19 protein-coding genes are annotated in these 22,113 nt (G+C 56.8%); 17 read left to right on the plus strand and 2 right to left on the minus strand.

Annotation, left to right across the window (positions count from 1 at the left end):
• The first annotated feature begins 66 nt into the window (after window positions 1–66).
• Window positions 67–678 (plus strand): ribosome biogenesis GTP-binding protein YihA/YsxC, encoded by a 612-nt coding sequence (gene yihA, locus FD02_RS03450; protein ID WP_056950478.1) that lies wholly within the window; start codon window positions 67–69, stop codon window positions 676–678.
• Window positions 665–958, plus strand: a complete 294-nt coding sequence (locus FD02_RS03455) for a nucleoside triphosphate pyrophosphohydrolase family protein (RefSeq protein ID WP_054722729.1) — start codon at window positions 665–667, stop codon at window positions 956–958. Before yihA ends, FD02_RS03455 begins: the two co-directional genes overlap by 14 nt.
• Window positions 959–1,032: 74 nt before the next feature.
• Here FD02_RS03455 and FD02_RS11345 read toward each other — a convergent pair whose 3' ends face one another.
• Window positions 1,033–1,200: an SPJ_0845 family protein gene (locus FD02_RS11345; RefSeq protein ID WP_175265166.1), complete on the minus strand. Its 168-nt coding sequence runs from the start codon at window positions 1,198–1,200 to the stop codon at window positions 1,033–1,035.
• A gap of 159 nt (window positions 1,201–1,359) precedes the next feature.
• On the opposite strand from FD02_RS11345, the gene FD02_RS03460 reads away from it, so the two are divergent.
• From FD02_RS03460 to FD02_RS03520, 13 genes are all read left to right on the plus strand, one after another.
• Complete coding sequence (locus FD02_RS03460; RefSeq protein WP_156408233.1) at window positions 1,360–2,829, plus strand: ABC transporter substrate-binding protein/permease; 1,470 nt, start codon at window positions 1,360–1,362, stop codon at window positions 2,827–2,829.
• Window positions 2,810–3,553, plus strand: coding sequence for an amino acid ABC transporter ATP-binding protein (locus tag FD02_RS03465; RefSeq protein WP_054722731.1), 744 nt, complete (start codon window positions 2,810–2,812; stop codon window positions 3,551–3,553). Before FD02_RS03460 ends, FD02_RS03465 begins: the two co-directional genes overlap by 20 nt.
• 363 nt (window positions 3,554–3,916) lie before the next feature.
• Window positions 3,917–5,707, plus strand: coding sequence for an excinuclease ABC subunit UvrC (gene uvrC / locus FD02_RS03470; RefSeq protein ID WP_056950485.1), 1,791 nt, complete (start codon window positions 3,917–3,919; stop codon window positions 5,705–5,707).
• Window positions 5,708–5,785: 78 nt separating this feature from the next.
• On the plus strand, window positions 5,786–7,072 hold the full coding sequence (gene obgE / locus FD02_RS03475) for a GTPase ObgE (protein WP_054722734.1): 1,287 nt from the start codon (window positions 5,786–5,788) through the stop codon (window positions 7,070–7,072).
• 23 nt (window positions 7,073–7,095) lie between these two features.
• The gene (locus FD02_RS03480) at window positions 7,096–9,090 is read left to right on the plus strand and encodes an acyltransferase family protein (RefSeq protein ID WP_056950488.1); all 1,995 of its coding nucleotides are present in this window, start codon (window positions 7,096–7,098) and stop codon (window positions 9,088–9,090) included.
• Between the two features lie 15 nt (window positions 9,091–9,105).
• The gene (gene rnz, locus FD02_RS03485) at window positions 9,106–10,041 is read left to right on the plus strand and encodes a ribonuclease Z (RefSeq protein ID WP_054722736.1); all 936 of its coding nucleotides are present in this window, start codon (window positions 9,106–9,108) and stop codon (window positions 10,039–10,041) included.
• Window position 10,042: 1 nt separating this feature from the next.
• Window positions 10,043–10,828: an SDR family NAD(P)-dependent oxidoreductase gene (locus FD02_RS03490; RefSeq protein WP_054722738.1), complete on the plus strand. Its 786-nt coding sequence runs from the start codon at window positions 10,043–10,045 to the stop codon at window positions 10,826–10,828.
• Between the two features lie 8 nt (window positions 10,829–10,836).
• Window positions 10,837–11,187 carry a lipopolysaccharide assembly protein LapA domain-containing protein gene (locus tag FD02_RS03495; RefSeq protein ID WP_056950491.1) on the plus strand — a complete coding sequence of 117 codons (351 nt, stop codon included), beginning with the start codon at window positions 10,837–10,839 and terminating at the stop codon, window positions 11,185–11,187.
• Between the two features lie 95 nt (window positions 11,188–11,282).
• Window positions 11,283–13,874 (plus strand): ATP-dependent chaperone ClpB, encoded by a 2,592-nt coding sequence (gene clpB, locus FD02_RS03500; RefSeq protein WP_056950493.1) that lies wholly within the window; start codon window positions 11,283–11,285, stop codon window positions 13,872–13,874.
• Window positions 13,875–14,033: 159 nt separating this feature from the next.
• Complete coding sequence (rpmF, locus tag FD02_RS03505) at window positions 14,034–14,222, plus strand: 50S ribosomal protein L32 (protein WP_054722742.1); 189 nt, start codon at window positions 14,034–14,036, stop codon at window positions 14,220–14,222.
• A 118-nt stretch (window positions 14,223–14,340) separates the two neighbouring features.
• Window positions 14,341–14,910 (plus strand): DUF1836 domain-containing protein, encoded by a 570-nt coding sequence (locus tag FD02_RS03510; protein ID WP_056950495.1) that lies wholly within the window; start codon window positions 14,341–14,343, stop codon window positions 14,908–14,910.
• Entirely contained in the window at window positions 14,907–16,457 is a 1,551-nt protein-coding gene (locus FD02_RS03515) for a bifunctional metallophosphatase/5'-nucleotidase (protein WP_056950498.1), read from the plus strand. Before FD02_RS03510 ends, FD02_RS03515 begins: the two co-directional genes overlap by 4 nt.
• Before the next feature lie 79 nt (window positions 16,458–16,536).
• On the plus strand, window positions 16,537–17,370 hold the full coding sequence (locus tag FD02_RS03520; protein WP_056950501.1) for a hypothetical protein: 834 nt from the start codon (window positions 16,537–16,539) through the stop codon (window positions 17,368–17,370).
• A 49-nt stretch (window positions 17,371–17,419) separates the two neighbouring features.
• On the opposite strand, the gene FD02_RS03525 is transcribed toward FD02_RS03520, so the two are convergent.
• Window positions 17,420–17,623 carry a YjzD family protein gene (locus FD02_RS03525; protein WP_054723232.1) on the minus strand — a complete coding sequence of 68 codons (204 nt, stop codon included), beginning with the start codon at window positions 17,621–17,623 and terminating at the stop codon, window positions 17,420–17,422.
• Window positions 17,624–17,719: 96 nt separating this feature from the next.
• On the opposite strand from FD02_RS03525, the gene FD02_RS03530 reads away from it, so the two are divergent.
• Both FD02_RS03530 and pfkA read left to right on the plus strand, forming a co-directional pair.
• The gene (locus tag FD02_RS03530) at window positions 17,720–21,010 is read left to right on the plus strand and encodes a DNA polymerase III subunit alpha (protein WP_056950505.1); all 3,291 of its coding nucleotides are present in this window, start codon (window positions 17,720–17,722) and stop codon (window positions 21,008–21,010) included.
• A 129-nt stretch (window positions 21,011–21,139) separates the two neighbouring features.
• Window positions 21,140–22,099 (plus strand): 6-phosphofructokinase, encoded by a 960-nt coding sequence (gene pfkA, locus FD02_RS03535; RefSeq protein ID WP_056950509.1) that lies wholly within the window; start codon window positions 21,140–21,142, stop codon window positions 22,097–22,099.
• The last annotated feature ends 14 nt before the right edge of the window (window positions 22,100–22,113 follow it).

The following is a 22,113-nucleotide window of genomic DNA, read 5'->3' on the forward strand; positions in this document are numbered from 1 at the left end:
CCCCCGGCTAGTGGGCAATCTATGCTACACTGATGAAAGAAGTTTTTTGCTGAAGGAGGCCGCAAGGTGCGAGTCAATCACGTAGAATTAACCATTAGCGCTGTATCGGAGGCGCAATATCCCTCGACGGGTTACCCTGAGGTGGCCTTCGTCGGCCGCAGTAACGTCGGCAAGTCGAGCTTAATCAATCGTCTCATCGACCGCAACGGTATGGCCCGCACCTCGAGTGTGCCAGGGAAGACCCAGACGTTGAACTACTACAACATCGAATCGCTGTTGTATTTTGTCGACGTGCCTGGGTACGGCTACGCCAAGGTCAGCAAGGCCGCTCGGGCGAAGTTTGCGGCAATGATCGAAGCCTACCTGAGCGCCCGCCAGGAGTTGCGCGGCGTCGTGCAGCTCGTCGACGCGCGACATGCGCCGAGTCCCGACGACGTCAGCATGTATCAATATTTAAAGTATTATCACCTGCCGGTGCTGGTGGTCGGCACCAAGGTCGATAAAACTAGTCGCTCGCAGCGCAACAAAGTATTGCGCACGCTGAGTCAAGGCTTGGAACTGAATCAAACCGACTCGCTGATTTTATTCTCGGCGACCACCGGGGAAGGCAAGGACGCGGTGTGGCAATGGCTTGAAGCCGCGGCAAACATTGGAGGCAGTGAACATGGAACTAAATGAGTATCAAGCACAGGCGAACCGGACGCTGGCGGGGAACGAGCACGTCTTGACCCACTTATCGTTGGGCCTGGCGAGCGAAACCGGGCAGATTATCGAATTGGTCAACAAGTACACCTTCCAAGGCAACGATTTGGACAAGGGCAAGTTGACCCACGAACTGGGCGACCTGCTGTGGTATTTGTCTCAAGTCGCGCAATGGGCCGACATTCCCTTCGACGATGTTGCCACCGAGAACCTCGCCGCCTTGGCCAAGCGTTACCCGAATATGGAAAAGAAGTAACAACCGCCGCGGCGGTTGTTTTTTTGGTTCAAGCACAAAAAAGGAGCCGTGACGCGGGTCACGGCTCCTGGTGGTTAGTCTTTTGCTTTGTTGGCTTGCTCGGCCGCTTTGGCCTTGGCCTTTTTGGCTTGTTCAGCCTGGTGCTTGGGGTCGGGACCGGTGGCAACTTTTTCGTCGGGCATGACGGCAAACTTGTCGAACATCTCGCCCCAGTCGGTTTTGGTATTCACTTTGAGGGCCATTGGCTTCACCTCCAGGTTATTGGCCTCAGTATAGCACAGCGGGTGAATTTTTTCTTTGAATATTAATTGCATAAAAACAACTTACAGTGTATAGTATAGACCATACAAGCGACGGCCGGGCGCCCGGTGACGCGCAGTGGGAGGCAGGAATTTCTAGTGATTAAACGAGTATGGCGATGGGTATTGGGGTTGTTTATGTTGGCAACCATGGTTGGTGGCGGCATGGCAACACCAGTGCACGCGGCGGATGATAGTCTCGCCAAGGTCCAGCAAAAAGGGACCTTGGTGATGGGGACCAGCCCAGATTACGCCCCGTATGAATTCTTGGTCAACCAGCACGGCAAAAACGTCGTGGTGGGGATGGATGTCGAGATCGCCAAGAAAATCGCCAAGGACATCGGCGTGAAGTTGGTCATCAAGCAAATGGACTTCGATTCACTGTTGGTCGGGTTGCAAACCGGGAAGGTCGACATGGTGCTCAGCGCCATGACCCCAACCGATGAGCGCCGCCAAAGCGTGGACTTCTCGAAGATCTACTACAAGGGCGGCCAAGACATCGTCGTGAACAAGGCCGACGCCAAGGTGTACAAGAACCACCAAAGCTTTGTCGATAAGAAAGTCGGCGCACAAACTGGTTCGTTGCAGGCGGATTTGGTGAAAAAGCAAATGCCTGAGTCGAGCCTGTTAGGCCTGACGAAGGTCACCGACTTGATTCTGGCGCTGAAGTCGCACAAGGTCGAAGGCGTCGTGATGGAAGAAGCCGTCGCCAGCGCCTATGTCCAAAACGACAACCAGCTGGCGTTGATTCCCGGCAAGTTCGACTTAGGTAGCGACGAAAACGGCACGGCGATTGGGTTTGCCAAGGGCAGTACCAGCCTGGTCAACGCCGCCAACCGGTCGATTGACGCCATTCAAAAGCAAAAGCTATTGCCGCAATACCTCAAGCAAGCTGGTCGCTACATGCAAACCAATACGACCAACACCAGCATGTTCCATTATTGGCGCTTCTTTGCCAAAGGGATTGGGTACACCTTGCTGATCACCGCGATTTCTGTGTTGATTGGGGTCGTCCTCGGGGTCTTCTTGGCCCTGATGCGGTTGGGTAAGGTGAAGGTGTTGCACGCATTGGCGGTGGCCTACATCGAATTCGTCCGCGGCACGCCGTTGATGATCCAGGTCATGTTCGTCTACTTCGGCATCGGCATTTTCATCGATATTCCGGCCTTGATCGCCGGGATCATCGCCGTGTCGCTGAACTCCGGCGCATATGTCGCCGAGATCATCCGCGGCGGGATCGAAAGCATTCCGGTGGGGCAAACAGAGGCGGCGCGGTCGCTCGGCCTGTCGCAACGGCTGACGATGCAAACCGTGGTGTTGCCCCAGGCGTTGCGCAACATTTGGCCGGCGTTAGGCAATGAGTTCATCTCGTTGATCAAGGAAAGTTCCATCGTCTCTATTATTGGTGTTACCGATTTGATTTATCAGTTGAAAGTCGTGCAAACGGCCACTTACAAAGGCGTCCAGCCGATCATCGTGGCCATGGTCATTTACTTCGTATTAACATTCGGATTGTCCAAGCTCTTGGGCCACTATGAAAGGAAGATGAAACATGACGAAGGCACTAATTGAGATTAAGCACCTCGTGAAAAAGTTTGGGGATAACGTCGTGTTAAACGATATTTCCGAAACCATCAACCAAGGCGACGTGATTGTAGTCATCGGGGCGTCCGGCGGCGGGAAGAGTACCTTCTTGCGCAGCCTCAACCTGCTGAATCAGCCGACCAGCGGCGAAATCGATTTTGAAGGCACGGACCTCACCAGCCTCAGCGAAAAGCAACTCGATCAAGTCCGCGAGAAAATGGGCATGGTGTTCCAGCAGTTCAACCTGTTTCCGAACATGACGGTGCTGGAAAACATTAAGCTGGCGCCGATGAAGGTCAAGCAAGCAGACGATGCGGCGGCCACGGCTAAAGCGCAGGCCTTGCTGAAGCAGGTGGGGCTCGAGGAAAAGGCCGATGCCTATCCAAGTAGCCTGTCTGGTGGCCAAATGCAGCGCGTGGCGATTGCCCGCGCATTGGCGATGGAACCCGATGTCATGTTATTCGACGAGCCGACGAGTGCGCTGGATCCCGAAATGGTCGGTGAAGTGTTGAAGGTCATGCAGGACCTGGCCAAGTCGGGGATGACTATGATCGTGGTCACCCACGAAATGGGCTTCGCCCGTGAAGTGGCTGATCAGGTTTGGTTCATGGACGCCGGCGTGATTGCCGAAAAAGGCACCCCGGAAGAAATCTTTACGGCGCCGAAAGAGGCCCGGACCAAAGACTTTTTAAGCAAGGTCCTCGCGCAATAATGATTGCACTGAACAGTCCCGGCGAAAGTCGGGGCTGTTTTTGCGTAATTTCGCGGACGGCCGACAAAAGCCACCCGGAAAAAGTTGGCCTTAATAAAACCGCTTACGATTTTACTCTTTCTTAACACCATTAACTTAATCTATACCTTTGCGGCGCCGGATCCATGTTAGACTAAGTTATGAATTTGAAAGAATTCATAAGCGTCGGCCGTTCCAGCACAAAGTCTGGAGCGGTCTTTTTGTGTGGTTCCGAAAGCACCTGGCATTGCGAGGAAAAGGTGAAGTCGGTACACTAGAGCTGGATTGCATTTACCCGCCAACATCTTTACAATTAACCCCGAACGTTTGTTTTAGGAGGCAACGATGGCATCTGCGCATATTGAACATAAACTCGCCTTGCTCCCAGATGAGCCGGGGTGTTATCAAATGAAGGACCTGAACGGCAAGATTATTTATGTCGGCAAGGCCAAGAACCTGAAGAATCGCGTGCGCTCGTATTTTAAGAGCAGCCATGACGGCAAGACGGCGCAACTGGTGGCCAATATCGCCGACTTCGATTACATCGTGACCTCTAGCGACAAGGAAGCCTTCCTGCTTGAAATCACCTTGATTCAAAAGTGGCAACCTTACTACAACATCAAGTTAAAAAAAGGGACCGGCTATCCATACATCAAGATCACCAACGAGCGCGATCCCAAAATCATGATTTCCGGGGACGTGCGCAAGGACGGCGCCTATTATTTCGGCCCGTATCCGAATGTCTACGCCGCCGAAGAAACCATGCATTTTTTACAAAAGGTGTACCCGCTGCGGCGCTGCAATGGCTACCAAGGCCGGCCGTGTCTGTATTATCACATGGGGCAGTGTCTCGGCCCGTGCTGGCATGAGGTCCCCAAGGCGGAGTACGACGCGCAAATTGCCAAAATCAAGAGTTTTCTCGACGGCAATACCGGCAAGGTGCGCGCGGAATTAACCAAGCAAATGAAAACCGCGGCGGCCGACCTCGAGTTTGAGCGGGCGGCCGAGTTGCGTGACCAACTGCACTACATCGAAGTCACCGTCGAAAAGCAGAAGATTATTTCCACCGATCGCACGCAACGCGACATTTTTAATTTCTATATGGATAAAGGCTGGATCAGCATCCAGGTGTTCTTCATTCGCCAGGCCCGCTTGATGAAGCGCGAATCCCGGCTGTTTCCCATCGTCAACTCTGCGGAAGAAGAATTCGAGTCCTTCATCATGCAGTTTTATGACCGTAAGAACAACGTCCGGCCCAAGGAGGTCCTGGTCCCCAAGGGCGTGAACAACGCCGTCTTGGCCGAAGTGCTCGACTTGCCGGTGCGGACGCCGCAACGCGGGGAGAAGCGCGACTTGATGGCCTTGGCGAAGAAAAATGCGCGCATCAAGCTTGAGGAAAAGTTTCGCCTGCTGGAGCTGGATAACCGCACCACCATCGGCGCCCAGAATGAAATCATGGACGCGCTTGGCCTCCCGCATGGCCACGTCATCGAGGCGTTTGACCACAGCCACATTCAAGGCACCGATCCGGTCAGCGCCATGGTGCAGTTCGTTGACGGCCAAGCCGAAAAAACCAATTACCGGAAATATAAATTGGCCCAGGCTGAAGGCGACCATTCCGCCAATGAAGACGCCAATACCCGCGAAGTGATCCGCCGGCGCTACACGCGGTTGTTGAAGGAACACGCCGCGTTGCCCGACTTGATTCTCATGGATGGTGGGGCGATTGAAATGAACGCGGCCAAGGATGTCCTGGTCAACGAGCTCAACCTCGACATTCCTGTGGCGGGGATGGTGAAGAACAACAAGCATAAAACCGCCGCCTTATTATTTGGCGATCAAGACGACCCCATCGACTTGGATCCAAAATCGCAAGGCTTTTATTTGCTCGAACGGATTCAAGACGAGGTGCACCGGTTCGCGATCACGTTCCACCGCCAGCTGCGGAATAAGAATTCACTCTCCAGTCGACTGGAAACCATCAGTGGCGTTGGGCCACGCACCCGGGCGAAACTCATGCGCGAATTCAAGACGATTCCCCACATTCGCGAGGCGAGCGTGGCCGACATTCAGGCGTTGGGCATCAGCAAAACGGTGGCCCAGGCCATCAAGGTGTCGCTGGCCGCCGAACCGTGACCGCAAGGCGACTTGAATTTCCGGCTTAAATTCCGTATGCTTGTACAATTGGATTAGACAAAATCATGGAGGACGCCTATGTTCGTCGATCAGGTGACAGTTGAAGTACAAGCCGGAAAAGGTGGCGACGGCATGGTCGCGTTCCGGCGGGAAAAGTTTGTACCGTTTGGTGGCCCGGCCGGCGGTGACGGCGGGCATGGCGGCTCCGTCGTCTTATATGTGGACGAGGGGTTGCGGACGCTGATGGATTTCCGCTATTCACGGCACTTTAAGGCCAAGCCCGGTGACAACGGCCAGCCGAAGTCGATGTACGGGCGCAAGGCGGATAATGTCCGCCTGGCTGTGCCGGCAGGGACGACGGTGTATGATGCCGATACGCATGAGGAGCTTGGCGATCTCGTCAACCCCGGCGACGAACTGGTCGTCGCCCAGGGTGGGCGTGGCGGCCGCGGCAATATTCATTTTGTGTCACCGAAAAACACCGCCCCGGAAATTGCCGAAAACGGCGAACCCGGTGAACATCGCTTCATCACCTTGGAGTTAAAGGTGTTGGCCGATGTCGGTTTAGTTGGTTTTCCCTCTGTCGGTAAGTCGACGTTGCTGTCCGTCGTGACGCAAGCGAAGCCGAAGATTGCGGCGTATCAGTTCACGACCTTGGTGCCGAACCTCGGCATGGTGCAGCTTGATGACGGCACCGATTTTGTCATGGCCGATTTACCCGGCTTGATTGAAGGCGCGCATACCGGTGTGGGGCTGGGCATTCAGTTTCTGCGCCACGTGGAGCGGACCCGGGTGATTCTGCATCTGGTGGAAATGGATCCCGATAACGGGCGCGACCCGTTGACGGATTACCACGCCATTCGCCAGGAGCTGGCCAGTTACGACGAAACGATCCTCGCGCGGCCGCAACTGGTGGTGGCGACCAAGCTCGATTTGCCAGGAGCCAAGGAACGCTTCGCCGAATTTAAGGCGGCGCTGTTAGAAGAAGGCGTGAGCGAGCAAGACATCTTCGCCATTTCCAGCATCACCCATGACGGCGTGCAGCCGTTGTTGCAGGCCACGGCCACTGCACTGGCGACGGCGCCGACGTTTGCCTTGCACGACACCGTGACGCCGGGTAAGTATACCTTCACACCGGATAACAGCGACTTGAAGGTGAGCCAAGACGAAGACGGCACCTTTATTCTCAGTGGCAAGAAGCTGGAGAAGCTCTTCAAAATGGCCAACCTCGATCACGACGACGGGGTCTTACGGTTCGCGCGCCAATTGCGTAGCCTCGGGGTCGACGACGCGTTGCGCGAGGCGGGGGCCAAGCAAGGAGACTTGGTCGCCATCGACGACTTTACGTTTGAATTTGTGGAGTAATTTGATTGGAGTGAGGACGACTCATGTCGCAACAACAGCGCAAGCTGAAACGAGAGGCTAAGCTGACTGCTGACCGGCCGAAGCGGCGCTACATCACGGGCTTCGACGGTTTGCGTGCGCTGGGGGTGATTGGGGTCATCATGTACCACCTGCGCCCCGAGCTGTTCCAAGGTGGGTATTTGGGTGTCCCCATTTTTATGGTGGTGTCCGGCTATCTCATCACTGATGGCTTGGTGATGCAATATCACCGCACTGGTCGCATCGACTTCAAGACGTTTTTCCTCAAACGCATTCGCCGGCTGTATCCCGGTTTAATTGCCGTCTTGTTCGCCACTAGCGCGTACATCACCTTGTTCAACCGGCAGCTTTTGCACCATTTGCACATGATGGTGTTGACGAATCTCACGTATGTCTACAACTGGTGGCAAATCGCGCATGGCCAATCGTATTTTGCCCGGTTTGCCAATGGCGAGTCGCCGTTTACCCACCTGTGGACACTGTCGATTGAGGGCCAGTACTATCTGATCTGGCCGGTCATCGTGTTGGGCCTGTTGGTGTTCGTCAAGCACCGGACCAAAATGGCCAGCGTCGTGGTGGCGTTAGCTGTCGTCAGCGCGGCGTGGATGGCTTTGCTCTTCGCATTACACCCAACTGCTGATCCAAGCCGGCTGTATTACGGGACGGATACGCGGGCGTTTTCGATTTTGTTAGGGGCCGCGCTGGCTTTTGTGTGGCCGAGTGCCGAACTTAGCGACCACTTGCCGAAAGCGGCCAGTTGGACCCTTGATGGCATCGGGAGTGTTTCCCTGGTTGGCTTGCTCATCATGACCTTCACGCTGAGTGCCCAAAGCGGGGCGCTGTACCTCGGCGGCATGTTTGGCTTTTCGCTGTTGGCGACGGCCTTGGTCGCCGTGGTGGCGCATCCGGCGGGGCACTTCAACCGCCTGCTGACCAATCCGTTTTTTGCCTATTTGGGTTCGCGGAGCTATGGGATTTATTTGTATCAGTTTCCGGTAATGATTGCCTTTGAGCATCAATTCACCGACGTGGCCGATCACCCGCTCCTCTATCCGGTGATCGAAGTGGCCCTGATCTTGGTCATCGCCGAGTTGTCGTACCGCTTCATCGAACAGCCGGTGGCGAAGTTTGATTACCGCCAATTGCGGACGTGGTTCGCCCAGCTGGTTGACCGCCGCGTGGCCGACCGCACGCCGCGCATCGTCGTGGCAATTGCCGCGGTGATTCTGGCCATCGGCAGTGTCGGGTTGGTGCAGGCACCACACGCGACGGCGGTTCACGAGTCGCAACTGGCCAAGCGGCTGAAGCAAACCAAGGCGGACAAGTTGGCGCAGAAAAAGCGGCTGGCCGCAGCTAAGGCGAGCATCGCCAAGGCGAAGTCGGTCGCCGCAAATTCGGTCGCGGCGAGCAAGTCAAAAGAAGCCGCCAGCGCCGCGGCAGAGTCCGCTGCGCAAAAGCACCCGGTCAACCAAAAGTACGAAAAGTACGGGTTGACGCAAGTGGAGCTGCAAAAGGCCCAACAAATCGGCATCACCGGCGTCGGCGACTCGGTCATGTTAGATGGCCAGCCGTGGTTGCAGGAACTGATGCCACACGCATACATCGAGGCCAAGGTGGCGCGACAAATGAGTGCGTCGATTGGGCAGATGCAAAATCTAGCCAATACCGGCGCCTTGGCGCAAGTCGTGCTGGTCGGGCTGGGCACCAACGGCCCGTTTTCCCGCCAACAGTTTGATGCGATGATGCGGGTCATCGGGCCCACGCGCCAGGTGTTTTGGATCAACGTCCGGGTACCAACGCGCAGCTGGCAGAATCCAGTCAATGCGCAGTTGGCCGCGGCGGCCAAGCGGTTCCGCAATTTGACCATCATCGACTGGTACGGCTATTCGAACAGCCACAAGGACTGGTTTTATCCCGATCAGGTCCATCCCAACCCTAAAGGCGCACCGCATTACGCGGCGTACATTACCAAGTGCATCGTGGCGGGAGTCCATTCATAGAATAGGAAGCAGACAATGGAGTTATTATTTCTCGGTACTGGCGCCGGCTCGCCATCGAAAAGTCGCAACGTGTCCAGCCTAGCGCTGAAGCTCCTCGATGAGCGCAACGAGGTGTGGTTGTTCGACTGTGGTGAAGGCACCCAGCACCAAATCCTACGCACGACGCTTCGCCCGCGCAAAATCACCAAGATTTTCATTACGCATTTGCACGGCGATCATATCTTTGGGTTGCCGGGGTTGTTGGCGAGCCGCGCTAATCAAGGCGGCGAGGAGCCGTTGACCATTTATGGCCCCGCCGGGATCGAGCAGTTTGTCCAAACCAGCCTCAAGATTACCCAGACGCGGTTGCCGTATCAGATCAAGTATGTGCTGTTGCACAACCCCGGCGTCATTTTTCAAGACGCCACGTTTAAGGTCAGCTTTGCGGCGTTGAACCACCGTATCCAAAGCTTCGGCTACCGGGTGGAGGAGTTACCGCACCCAGGGGAGCTGCTGATCGACAAAGTTCGCGCCGCCGGCATCCCCGCCGGCCCGGCCTATGCCCAGCTGAAGGCTGGCGCCACCATCACGCTCCCAGATGGCCGCAGGTTTGACGGGCATGACTTTATTGGCGCCGCGCAGCCCGGCCGCACCGTGGTGATTTGTGGCGATACGCGAATTACTGACAGCGAGCAGGCCTTGGCCAAAGACGCCACGGTGCTGGTGCATGAAAGCACCTTTGGCCCTGATGAGGCGAAGCTGGCGCGGCAGTATTATCACACGACGAATCTACAGGCGGCAAAGTTGGCCAAGCAGGCCGGCGTGCAGCGGCTGTTGTTGACGCATATCTCCGCGCGCTACCTGGGTAAGGCCGCCGTGGAGTTGCAACGCACGGCGCAGGCGGTGTTCCCGCACACTGCCGTGGTGCGCGACCTAGAAGCCGTCGACATTCCGTTTGAAAAGGAGAGCTAATATGCGCTTAACTGGCCAAATCGTGGTCATCACAGGTGGTTCTTCCGGGTTAGGCAAGGCAGTTGGCGTGGCCGCGGCGAAAGCCGGGGCCACGGTGGTGTTGTTGGCCCGCCGCAAAATCGCCTTGCAGCAGGCCCAAGCCGCAGCGACTGCGGCCTCGGGTTTGCCTAATTATGCCTATGTGCTCGATGTGAGCGACCCGGTCGCCATGGCGGCAGTGGTGGCCCGGATTCAACGCGAAGTCGGGCCGATTGATGCCTTGGTGAATGCCGCTGGGTTCGGCCACTTCGAGCCCGCCGTCACCACCAAGCCGGCGCTGGTGGCCAAAATGGTGCGGGTCAACCTCCTTGGGACCATGTACATGACGCAACTTGTCGGCCGGGCCATGGTCGAAACTGGCCACGGCCACATCATCAACGTCGCCTCGATGGCAGGCAAAATCGCGACGCCAAAATCGGCGGTGTACTCGGCCACCAAGTTTGGCGTGATCGGCTACAGCAACGCCTTGCGTTTGGAACTGCGACCCTTCGGCGTACGGGTGACCACGGTCAATCCCGGTCCGATCAAAACGAATTTCTTTGCCGTAGCCGGCGCAGGGGATTACCTGCAGCGGGTGGCGTGGCTGGCGCTTGATCCAGAGCACCTGGCCGCGCGCATCGTCGCCGCTATTCACCGGCCGGTGCGGGAAATTAACGCGCCGGTGGTGATGAATGTTGCGGCTAAGTTGTATGACCTGTTCCCACGGGTCGGCGATATGCTGGCCGGTGGCGTGTTTAATCGAAAGTAGGCAGTGCCATGAAGAATCAACAACGGTTAATTGTCGGCCTAGTCTTGGCGTTAGTCCTCATCGTGTTTGCCTTATTGAATCGGCAACCCGTGGCCGTGAACTTTTTTGGGGCCACGTTTTCCTGGCCGCTGATTATTATCATTGTCGTGGCCGTAATCATCGGTGCGGTGATTGCGTTGCTAGTGGCAACCAGTAGTCGCGTGGCGACGAAGAAGCAATTGGCGGCGCTCACCGCCGACAATCAGCGACTCACCGCAGAGCGCGACAAGATGATTGCCGCGGCCACCGCCAAGGCGGAGGCCAAGGTGAAGGCCCTGGAGCAGCAACTGGCGCAAACGCAGGCGTCAGCCAAGCCCTAATTCGGGGCTTTTTTTCTCGGCTCAGTCCTTTGACCTATGCTGACCAATGCCAACTTGGTATACTAAAGGGGAGAACGTACGGGAAGGAGATTGTCATGAATCCAGATCAGTTTACGCAAGCCGTCACAGAGGCGCTGGGCGGCGCGCAACAAATCGCTCAGGTGCGGCACCATCAAGAAATTGATATTCCGCATGTGATTAAGGGGCTCGTCCAGCCGAATGACTTCGGCGCGGCGTTGCTGAAACAAGCCGGCATCAACGTGACCGGGTTTAACGCGGCAATTGACCAGGCGCTAGACGATGAGCCGGTGGTGGAAGGCGTGACCAGCTATGGCCAAAGCATGAGCCAAAACCTGGCGGCGTTGTTGCAAAATGCGGATGAGGTAAGGCAAGCACTTGGTGACGACTTCATCGCCACTGAGGCCGTGATGATGGCGCTGTTTAGCCAGCCCTATTCACCGCTGACCAAGTACCTGACGGATCACGGGCTCGACCGCAAGCACTTTAAGCAAGTTGTCGACACTGCGCGAGGTGGGGCCAAGGTCACGAGCAAAACGGCGGAGAATAACTATCAGTCGCTAAAGAAATACGGGACCGACCTGGTGGCAGAGGCGCGCAGTGGGAAGATGGATCCCATCATCGGCCGCGACTCGGAGATTCGCGATGTCATCCGGATTTTATCTCGCAAAACCAAGAATAACCCGGTGCTGATTGGTGAACCCGGCGTCGGCAAAACCGCCATCGTCGAGGGGCTGGCGCAGCGCATCGTGCGCCAAGACGTGCCGGATAACCTGAAAGATAAAACCATCATCTCGCTGGATATGGGGAGCCTGTTGGCCGGCGCGAAGTATCGCGGGGAGTTTGAGGAACGCTTCAAAGCCGTGCTTAAGGAAGTCACCAAGTCCGAGGGTCAGGTCATTCTCTTCATCGACGAAATTCACACCATCGTTGGTGCCGGCAAGGCCGAAGGGGCGATGGATGCCGGCAACCTGCTCAAGCCGATGTTGGCGCGCGGCGAGCTGCACCTGATTGGCGCCACCACCTTGGATGAGTACCGGGAAAACATCGAAAAGGATAAGGCCCTCGAGCGGCGCTTCCAGCGTGTTTTGGTGCAAGAGCCAAGCGTCGAAGATACCATTTCGATTTTGCGCGGACTCAAGGAACGCTTCGAAATTTTCCATGGCGTGCGGATTCATGACTCCGCCTTGGTGGCGGCGGCGACGCTGTCGAACCGCTACATCACCGACCGCTTTTTGCCGGATAAGGCCATCGATTTGATCGATGAAGCCAGCGCGAATATCAACGTGGAGATGAACTCGCGGCCAACCGAGCTCGACGTGGCGGAGCGTAAGCAGATGCAGTTAGAAATCGAGGAGCAGGCGCTGGCCAAGGAAAGCGATCCAGCGAGTCAAAAGCGCTTGACCCAGCTGCGCAGCGAGCTGGCCGACCTCAAGGAACAAACCAACCAACTTAAGGCGCAGTGGGATGCCGAAAAAACCGACATCAATCAGCTCAACGCGAAAAAAGAAGAAATCGATCAGGCCAAGCACGAGCTGGAAGATGCCCAAAGTCGCTACGATCTAGAAACCGCGGCTAAACTTCAGCACGGCACGATTCCGGCCTTGGAGAAGGAATTAGCCAAGTTGGAAGCCACCGACCGGCCGGATTCCTGGCTGGTGCAAGAGTCGGTCACCGAAACCGAAATCGCTCAGGTGATTTCGCGGCAAACCGGGATTCCGGTGGCGAAACTGGTGCAAGGCGACCGCGATAAGCTGATGCACCTGGCCGATCACCTGCATGAACGCGTGATCGGCCAAGACGAAGCGGTCACGGCTGTGGCCGATGCCGTGTTGCGGTCACGCGCAGGCTTGCAGGATCCCAGTCGGCCGCTGGGGAGCTTCATGTTTCTTGGTCCGACCGGCGTGGGGAAAACTGAACTGGCGAAGGCGCTGGCGGACACCTTGTTCGACTCTGAGAAACACATGGTGCGCATCGACATGTCCGAATACATGGACAAGATTTCCGTTTCACGACTGGTTGGGGCCGCACCGGGCTACGTGGGGTATGAAGAAGGCGGTCAGCTGACCGAAGCCGTTCGGCGCTCGCCTTACACCATCGTCTTGCTGGACGAAATCGAAAAGGCACACCCGGATGTCTTCAATATTTTGCTTCAGGTGTTGGATGACGGTCGGCTGACCGATAGCCAAGGCCGCACGGTGAACTTCAAAAACACCATCATCATCATGACCTCGAACCTAGGCTCCGAGGCGTTGCTAGATGGCATGGCCACCGACAAGCGCATCACCCCCGAACGGCGCGAGCAGGTCATGCAACTGGTACGTGGCCACTTTAAGCCAGAATTCTTGAACCGAGTCGATGACATTATCATGTTCAACCCGCTGCAGCTGAAAGACATCGAGCGAATCGTGATGAAGGACCTGGCCGGGTTGAACGAGCGCTTGGCCGCCCAAGACATTCACCTTTCGGTTACCCCGGCGGCGTCCGAGTGGTTGGCCGACAAAGGCTACGAACCGGCTTATGGCGCACGGCCGTTGCAGCGGCTGATTACCACCGCCGTTGAAACGCCGCTGGCCAAGCAGATCATCGGCGGGCAAATTGTGCCGCCGAGCACCGTTACGCTAGGGGTGGCAGAGGGCAAATTAACGTTTACCAGCGCACCAGCCTAACTTTTCGCTGTTAAGGTATTGCCTTGACGCCGACTTTCGGGTATGATTATTGATGCTGTGGTAGCACTGCGCTACCCATACTGGCGTGGCTGGGGCTTGCAATTTTCCCGCCGTCCGGTATAGTAAGTAAGAAATCTATAGCAAAGGGGTTTTCCGCTCATGGCAGTTCCAGCACGCAGAACATCTAAGACCAAGAAGCGTATGCGTCGTGGTCACATCAAGTTGAATGTGCCAAACTTGCAATTTGATGCCACTACTGGCGAATACCGCGTTTCTCATCACGTTTCACCAAAAGGCTTTTACAAAGGCGCCCAAGTTGTGAAGAGCAACGACAACACCAAGGCCTAAATCAGACACGTCCAAGCGGGCGTGTTTTTTTGTGGCCGAAGCTGGTGGGCGTGACCCCTTACATAGACTCTGAAACCAGCTCCTATGGTATACTTAACCCAAACAGGAGGTGGCGGTCATGGCTGACCAAACAATTTTTAGCGACTATCTAGCCCGGTTGCAGCGCGCCAATTTACCGCGGTGGACGGATCTGCCGCAGTTTGATTTATACATGGATCAAGTCGTGCAGTTCGTCAACGACATCGTGGTGCCGCTGGGGTTAGGCGAGCTCACGGCGACGATGGTGAATAATTACGTGAAAAAAGGGGTGATTCACGCCCCAGAGAAGAAGAAGTACCAGCGCGGGCAAGTGGCCAATATTTTGATTATTGCGATGCTCAAGCCGGTGTTTGCGTTGGATACGATTGCCGCGGGCATCAATTATCAGCTGCGTAACCGTCAGGCGGCGCAGGCCTATGATGCGTTCATTCTGGCGTTTATCGGGGCGGTGCAGCAAGTGAATTCCGATTTCACCGGCGAGGTCACCATTAACAAGGTGAACCGAGAAGATACCGTCAATATTCAAAGCGCCATGGTGAATCTGGCCATCAACGCCGTGTTGGAAAAGTTGCTGGTGGAAATGATGGCCAAGGCCGTGGCGCCGCTGCCACTAACGCCGAAAGCCAAGAAGAAAGCGGCTAAGGCATGAAATTAACCATCTTGTCCACCAGCGACACGCATGGCTACGTGTTGCCGACTGACTACATGCGGCGCGACCAAGACCTGCCGTTTTCGTTGGCGAAAGCCAAGACTGTCATTGATCAGGTGAAGGCCACTGCCGACGAAGTGCTCACGGTGGAAAACGGCGACTGGTTGCAAGGCTCGCCGTTAGCGTATTACGCCGCTCGCGTGCATCCCGACCCGGCGCAGCTGACTGCTGGCTATACCGCGGTGGGTTACGATCTCGGGATTTTGGGCAATCACGAATTCAACTACGGTAGCGAGTACCTGCAGCAGGCCATTTCGGGGCTGAATTACCCCATTTTGTGCGCGAATATCCTGCGCGCCGGCCAACCGGCGTTTGGTCGGCCCTATGAGCTAGTCAAACGCGGCGGCGTGACGATTGCGGTGCTGGGTCTCACCACGGATTACATTCCGCACTGGGAGGGTCAACAAAATATCGCCGGTTTGACGTTTGTCCCGGCGCTGGCTGCGGCCAAAGACTGGGTGCCGCGGTTACGGGCCCTTGCTGATGTTGTGGTGGTGTGTTATCACGGCGGGTTTGAGCGCGACCTGATCACCGGTGAACCCACCGAGGCGCTTACTGGTGAAAACGTCGGCTACGCCTTGACCCAAGTGCCTGGCATCGATGCCTTGGTGACGGGGCATCAGCACCGCGAGTTGGCTGGCGTCGTCAATGGCGTGCCCGTGACTCAACCCGGTTATCGTGGGACCAATGTGGGGCGGATTGATTTAACCCTGACGCCGACGCTGGCCGGCTGGCAGGTCACCGCCAAGCACGCAACGTTGGTGCCAACGGGGGCTGCACCGGCGGCCGATGCGGTGACGGCGGCTGTGGCCGATCCGGCGGCCAAAGTCGAGGACTGGCTCGACTCGCCGCTCGGCCGCGTCACCGGCGACATGACGATTCATGATGCCTTTGCCGCACGGGTGGTGGAGTCGCCCTACATTGAGTTCATCAACCGGGTCCAAATGGCCGCTACCGGTACCGATATTTCGGGCACCGCGCTGTTTAATAACGACGGTCGTGGGTTTGGGCAGGTCATCACCATGCGCGACGTGGTGACCAATTACATTTATCCCAACACCTTGGCCGTCGTGCGGCTGAGCGGTGCCGACCTTAAGGCAGCTTTGGAACAAAGCGCCGAGTATTTTGCCTTGACTGCCGATGGCCACCTCGGCATCTCGCCGCGGTTTCTCGACCCTAAGCCGCAGCACTATAACTACGATATGTATGAAGGCATCGACTATCAGATCGATGTGACCCAGCCAGTCGGGCAACGGATCACGGCGCTGACGTATCACGGCCAACCCGTGACGGCGGCGCAATCCTACGACGTGGCGGTAAATCAATACCGCGCAGGCGGTGGCGGGGATTTTCGCATGTTTGACCATAGCAAGATCATACGCGAGAACCAAAAAGACATGACCGAATTGATTGCCGACTATTTGCAGGCACATCCAGTGTTGCCCGGGATGGCCAACCATAACTTCACGGTGTTGCCTAAAATGTGACACTGAGTCATATTTTGGTTGAAACTCGGCAGTCTGCGCGTTAAGCTGAATCACAGACTGAAAACAAAGGATGATTAATGTGAAAAAATTCGGACTGATGTTGGCCGGGTTGAGCGTCATGCTCCTGGCGGGCTGTGGTCATCAACTCACCACGACGAAAACCACGTATCACCGCGATGGGTTAGTCGCTGTGGTCAAGGGCGATGCCGGTGGCGTCAAGCGCGTGAGCTACCACGCCAAGACAATCAGCGGGCACGCCCAGGTCAACGATGGCAAATATGTCATCACCGTACCAGTGAGCACAGCTAAGCAAACGGTGACGATCAAAGCCAAGAATAAAACCGTCACCACCAAGGTGGCCGCAGCGACGAGCATGGGTGACTACGCAAAAATCGCGAAGACATATAACCAGGCATTGATTGCCAGCGCCTTGCCGGCAGACGTGCAAAAGCAACTGAAGGCGGCCGGCACCACCAAGCCAACCAAGCTGACTCCGGCGCAACAAGCCGCCATGGCTAAGCAGCAAGCCGCGATCAAGGCCGCCATGGCCAAGGCCACTGCCGCGACCAAGGACGCGCAACTGCCAGCCAGCGTGAGCGGGTTGAAGCAAGTGGTAGCGACTGCCGGTGGGAAGATTCGACTCAACGTGCAAGCTGGCCAGCTAATGGGCATTGCTGACATCGTGCCAATGAGCGCGTTGAAGAACAAGACCCAGCAGAAGCAATTTGGGTTGCAGTTCGGGTTGTTAGCCACAGCCGTTGGGGCCAATGCCAAAAAGGTGGCGAGTGCCTTCCAAAAGGCCACCAAGGACCAAGATTCCTCAGCGACGACGATTAAAACCATTCGCAGCAATGGCGTGAAGTTTAACGTCGGCTTCTCGACGAGTGAGTTATTCATTTACATGACGAAATAAAAAAAGCACCGATGAGCGCGAATTGCGTCCATCGGTGTTTTACTGTTGCCTATTGATCGTCTGATTTTGCCTGAGCTGGTTTTGGCGTGTAATGATTCATGATGGCGGGCAACGTGAAGAGAATCAGCACGAACACAACGCTTACGATGGCGCTGGTGGCTGGGTCGTAACTCGCCCCGGACAATGCGCCGATCAGGAAACCGGCAACTTGGCCGAGGATGATGCCCCAAAATAAAGTCACGATATATCGCATACTATCCCTCTTTTCAACGTTTATCTTAACACGGCACTTTTGAATTGCAACCAAATTGGGGCGTCAGTTCGGTATAATGGAAGCCGAGGTGGCAACATGACGTTTATTCAATTACAGGTCCAAAGTGCCTTCAGCTTATTACAATCCCCACTGACCGTGGCGCAAATCGTCGCCGCGGCCAAGGACCGGGGCTACACCGCGATTGCCTTGACGGATACCAATGTCATGTACGGTAGTGTCGATTTCTATCGGCAGGCCCAGGCGGCAGGGATCAAGCCGCTGATTGGACTGCAACTCGCGGTGGCGGATGCCACAGTGGTGTTGATCGCCGAAACGACCGCCGGCTACCACCAATTGCTACGGCTCTCCTCGGCGGTGAAACTGGCGGAGACCTTACCGAGCCTGGCCGAATTGCCGGACTTTACCGAAATCGCGGCGATTGTGCCGGGTGAGACCTTGCTGGGGGAGTCGGCTCAGCCGGCTGAAACCCAGTTGGCCGCCTTGGCGGCCAAGCACCCGGCGAGCCTGGCCATCGGGATTACGGCCGACAGCGTGAACACGGCGTTGCCTCGGTTTGCCCAAGACGCCGGCGTGGCCTTAATGGCGCTGGGTGCGGTGAGCTATCAAGATCCCACCGATGCCTTTACCCAAACCGTCTTGCAGGCCATCGGTGCCGGCACCCAACTGAATTGCCGTGATCCGACCTTGATGGATCCCGGTACTCACTGGCTAATGCCACCCGAGCAAGCCGCGGCCCCTTTTGAGGCGGCAGGGTTGGCCCAGGCGGTCGCTGCCACAGCCGCCTTGGCGGCCCGCGCGGAGGTGACCATTGAATTCAAACAGCCACAGTTGCCGCATTTTGCCACGCCTAATCAGCAACCGGCTAAAGACTACCTCCGCCAGCTTGCCACTGCTGGGCTGACCCGCCGCTTCAGTGATGGGGTGGTGCCGGCGGCTTACAGTGAGCGGCTCGATTACGAGCTTGGCGTCATCGACAAAATGGGCTTTGCCGATTATTTTCTGGTCGTGTGGGACGTCATGAACCACGCGCATGAGGTGGGCATCATGACCGGCCCTGGTCGTGGGTCGGCCGCCGGCGCGTTGGTCAGCTATGCGCTAGCCATTACGGAAGTCGATCCAATTGCCTATCACCTGTTGTTCGAACGCTTCTTGAATCCCGCCCGCGCCAACATGCCGGATATCGATTTGGATATTCCTGACAATCGGCGCAGCGAGTTGATTCAGTATGTCCACGAGCGCTATGGGGATGACCACATGGCGCAGATCATCACGTTTGGCACGTTTGGCGCCAAGCAGGCGTTGCGCGATGTGGCCCGCGTGTTTGGCCTCAGCCAATTCGACGCGGCCAAGTGGAGCAATGCCATTCCCAACGATTTTCACATCGACTTGCGGACGGCTTATTCGCGGTCGCAGGCGCTGAAGAATCTGGTCGCTGACAGCGAGCAAAACGCCGCCTTGTTCAACACGGCATTGGCGATTGAAGGGTTGCCGCGACACGACTCGACGCATGCCGCCGGGATTGTCTTGGCGCAAGAGCCGCTGACGGATACCGTGGCGCTGCAAACCGGCGGCGATGGCATCGCCCAGACGCAGGTGCCGATGGGCGACATCGAGGCCCTCGGCTTGTTAAAAATGGACTTCCTGGGCCTGCGCAACTTGAGCATCCTCGCCAGCGCCTGTGAGGCCGTTACGCGTATCACCGGCAAACCGTTCGACCCCAAGCAGATTCCGCTGGATGATGCCGCCACGCTGAAGCTATTCGCGCGCGGCGACACCAATGGCGTGTTCCAGTTTGAAAGCAACGGGATTCGCCGCGTGTTGCGACAGTTACAGCCGACCACATTTGAAGACGTCGTGGCGGTGAACGCGCTGTACCGCCCGGGCCCGATGGAAAACATCGATACCTTTATCGCCCGGAAAAATGGGCGCGAGCCGATTACTTATCCGGCCCCCGCTTTGGAGCCGATCCTGAAGCCAACCTATGGCGTCTTGGTGTATCAAGAGCAGGTCATGCAGGTGGCCAGTGCCATGGGTGGGTTTAGTCTCGGCGAAGCCGACTTGTTGCGGCGCGCCATGAGTAAGAAAAAAGCCGCGGTGTTGGCCGCCGAACGCGAGAAGTTTATCGCCGGCGCCAAGGCCAAGGGCTACTCGGCGGATACCGCAGAAACGGTGTATGCCTACATCGACCGGTTTGCCAATTACGGCTTCAACCGCTCGCATGCCGTGGCTTACAGCATGGTGGCGTTTTGGCTGGCGTACCTGAAGGAGCATTACCCGGCTGCGTTTTTCACTGCGTTGATGAACGCCAGTCTGAACAATACGGCCAAGTTGCGCGTGTACCTGCAAGAAGCCAGGCACCGCAAACTCACCGTATTAGGTCCGGATATCAACGCCAGCGCCTGGACCTTCACGTTGAGCCACGGCGCGATTCGCTTCGGCTTCATGTCGGTGAAGGGGATGCGCCGCGATTTTGTCGAAGCCGTGTTGACGGCGCGCCAAGCCGGCCCCTTCAAATCCTTGCGAGATGTCTTACAGCGCCTCGACGTTAAGTGGCTGAAGCCCGATCACTTTTTGCCATTGATCGACGCCGGCGCCTTCGACAGCTTCAGCCAAAACCGGGCGGCTACCACCGCCGGCCTCGACGAATTGATTGAGTCGGTTCGGCTGGCGGGTAACGACGTCGAATTGTTCAGCGTTTTGCAACCTAAGCCCGTGGCCATTCCGGATTACGGGGCCACCGAGCGCCTGGATCGCGAAGCAGCCGTGCTTGGCGTCTACCTGTCCGGCCACCCGGTGGATCGCTATGTCGCCGCGTTGCGGCCCTACCAACCGGTGACTGCCGTGGCGGATTTAGTCGTACCGCAAACCACCACCGTCGTGCTCGTCATTCGCCGCATCAAGCGCATCCGCACCAAAAAAGGGCAGGAAATGGGCTTCATCGACGGTCAAGACGCCACCGGCAGTTTGTCGGTAACGGTGTTTCCGCAGCAATATCCGCAGGTCAAGGCATTGGCGGACAACACCGTGATTGTCGTCACCGGCCGCACCGAGGCCAAGAACGGCCTCCAACTCATTGCCACCAAGGTGACGACGGGCGAGGCGGCGCTGGCCGCGTTGCCGGCGGGGCAGCTTTTTTTGCAGTTGCCGGCAGCCTTCACCGATAGCGCCGCCTTGCTGAAAACGCTTGCGGCAAATCGCGGGGACATTCCGGTGATTACGGTCAATGCGGTTAACCATGAAAGTGTCTTGTTGGCGAGACAATATTGGGTGACCCAAAGTCCTGCCTTGACGGCGCAACTGACCGCGTTAATCGGGGCGGCAAACGTGGCGTATCGCCCGCGGGCCGGCGCCAAGCAAAATTCGTAAATTATTCGGCCCACTGGCGACATTTTTTCTGAAAAGTGATATGCTTAACTTTGGCTTGGATTCGGGACGCCGGGTCCACCGAGAGTGGTGAAGAAGCCGTCGCCACAATACTACGCATGAGGTGAAATGATGAAACGCATTGGGATTTTGACCAGTGGCGGGGATGCCCCAGGCATGAACGCCGCAATTCGCGCCGTGGCGCGCAAGGCGCTACATGAAGGCCTTGAGGTCTACGGCATTAACTACGGCTTTGCCGGGTTAGTGGCCGGGGACATCTTCAAGATGGACCTCCACACCGTTGGGGACAAGATTCAACGTGGGGGCACCATGTTGTACTCCGCACGTTATCCAGAATTCGCCAAAGAAGAAGGTCAGTTGCGCGGCATTGAGCAACTGAACAAGTTTGGCATCGAGGCCTTGGTCGTCATCGGTGGTGACGGGTCCTATCATGGGGCCTTGCGCTTGACCGAACATGGCTACAACGCTATCGGCCTGCCCGGGACCATCGACAACGACATCCCGTACACCGACTTTACGATTGGCTTTGACACGTCGGTGAACACGGTGGTTGAAGCCATCGACCGCTTGCGCGACACTGCGGCCAGCCATGAGCGGACCTTCGTGGTTGAGGTCATGGGCCGTGGTGCCGGTGACATCGCCTTGTGGGCTGGTGTAGCCGGTGGTGCTCAGGATATTATTATTCCTGAACACGAATTCAACGTGAAGGCCATTGCCGATCGCCTGCGCCGGTCCCGTGAACTGGGCCAAAAGCATGCCATCATCGTGTTGGCCGAAGGGGTCATGCACGCCGATGAGTTTGCTAAGGAACTCAGTGCATACGGCGACTTCCAGTTGCGGGCAACCGTGCTCGGTCATGTGGTGCGTGGCGGTTCACCAACCGCCCGCGACCGGGTCATGGCGTCACAAATGGGCGCCTACGCGGTAGAGCTGTTGCTGCAAGGCAAGGGCGGCTTGGCTGTTGGGATCCAGAACAACAAACTGGTGAGTCACCCGATGCTCGATTTATTCGATGCCAAGCACCAAGCCGAATTATCCCTGTACGATCTCGCACAGGATCTGTCTTTCTAATTGCTGGTTAAAAC

Source organism: Lacticaseibacillus nasuensis JCM 17158 (assembly GCF_001434705.1).
GTDB classification, from domain to species: domain Bacteria; phylum Bacillota; class Bacilli; order Lactobacillales; family Lactobacillaceae; genus Lacticaseibacillus; species Lacticaseibacillus nasuensis.

Excerpts from the sequence above, each read along its gene's own strand:
- FD02_RS03455 (WP_054722729.1), top strand. The coding sequence starts at position 665 with ATGGAACTAAATGAGTATCAAGCACAGGCGAACCGGACGCTGGCGGGG.
- FD02_RS11345 (WP_175265166.1), bottom strand. The coding sequence starts at position 1,200 with ATGGCCCTCAAAGTGAATACCAAAACCGACTGGGGCGAGATGTTCGAC.
- FD02_RS03465 (WP_054722731.1), top strand. The coding sequence starts at position 2,810 with ATGACGAAGGCACTAATTGAGATTAAGCACCTCGTGAAAAAGTTTGGG.
- uvrC (WP_056950485.1), top strand. The coding sequence starts at position 3,917 with ATGGCATCTGCGCATATTGAACATAAACTCGCCTTGCTCCCAGATGAG.
- obgE (WP_054722734.1), top strand. The coding sequence starts at position 5,786 with ATGTTCGTCGATCAGGTGACAGTTGAAGTACAAGCCGGAAAAGGTGGC.
- FD02_RS03480 (WP_056950488.1), top strand. The coding sequence starts at position 7,096 with ATGTCGCAACAACAGCGCAAGCTGAAACGAGAGGCTAAGCTGACTGCT.
- rnz (WP_054722736.1), top strand. The coding sequence starts at position 9,106 with ATGGAGTTATTATTTCTCGGTACTGGCGCCGGCTCGCCATCGAAAAGT.
- FD02_RS03490 (WP_054722738.1), top strand. The coding sequence starts at position 10,043 with ATGCGCTTAACTGGCCAAATCGTGGTCATCACAGGTGGTTCTTCCGGG.
- FD02_RS03495 (WP_056950491.1), top strand. The coding sequence starts at position 10,837 with ATGAAGAATCAACAACGGTTAATTGTCGGCCTAGTCTTGGCGTTAGTC.
- clpB (WP_056950493.1), top strand. The coding sequence starts at position 11,283 with ATGAATCCAGATCAGTTTACGCAAGCCGTCACAGAGGCGCTGGGCGGC.
- rpmF (WP_054722742.1), top strand. The coding sequence starts at position 14,034 with ATGGCAGTTCCAGCACGCAGAACATCTAAGACCAAGAAGCGTATGCGT.
- FD02_RS03510 (WP_056950495.1), top strand. The coding sequence starts at position 14,341 with ATGGCTGACCAAACAATTTTTAGCGACTATCTAGCCCGGTTGCAGCGC.
- FD02_RS03515 (WP_056950498.1), top strand. The coding sequence starts at position 14,907 with ATGAAATTAACCATCTTGTCCACCAGCGACACGCATGGCTACGTGTTG.
- FD02_RS03525 (WP_054723232.1), bottom strand. The coding sequence starts at position 17,623 with ATGCGATATATCGTGACTTTATTTTGGGGCATCATCCTCGGCCAAGTT.
- FD02_RS03530 (WP_056950505.1), top strand. The coding sequence starts at position 17,720 with ATGACGTTTATTCAATTACAGGTCCAAAGTGCCTTCAGCTTATTACAA.
- pfkA (WP_056950509.1), top strand. The coding sequence starts at position 21,140 with ATGAAACGCATTGGGATTTTGACCAGTGGCGGGGATGCCCCAGGCATG.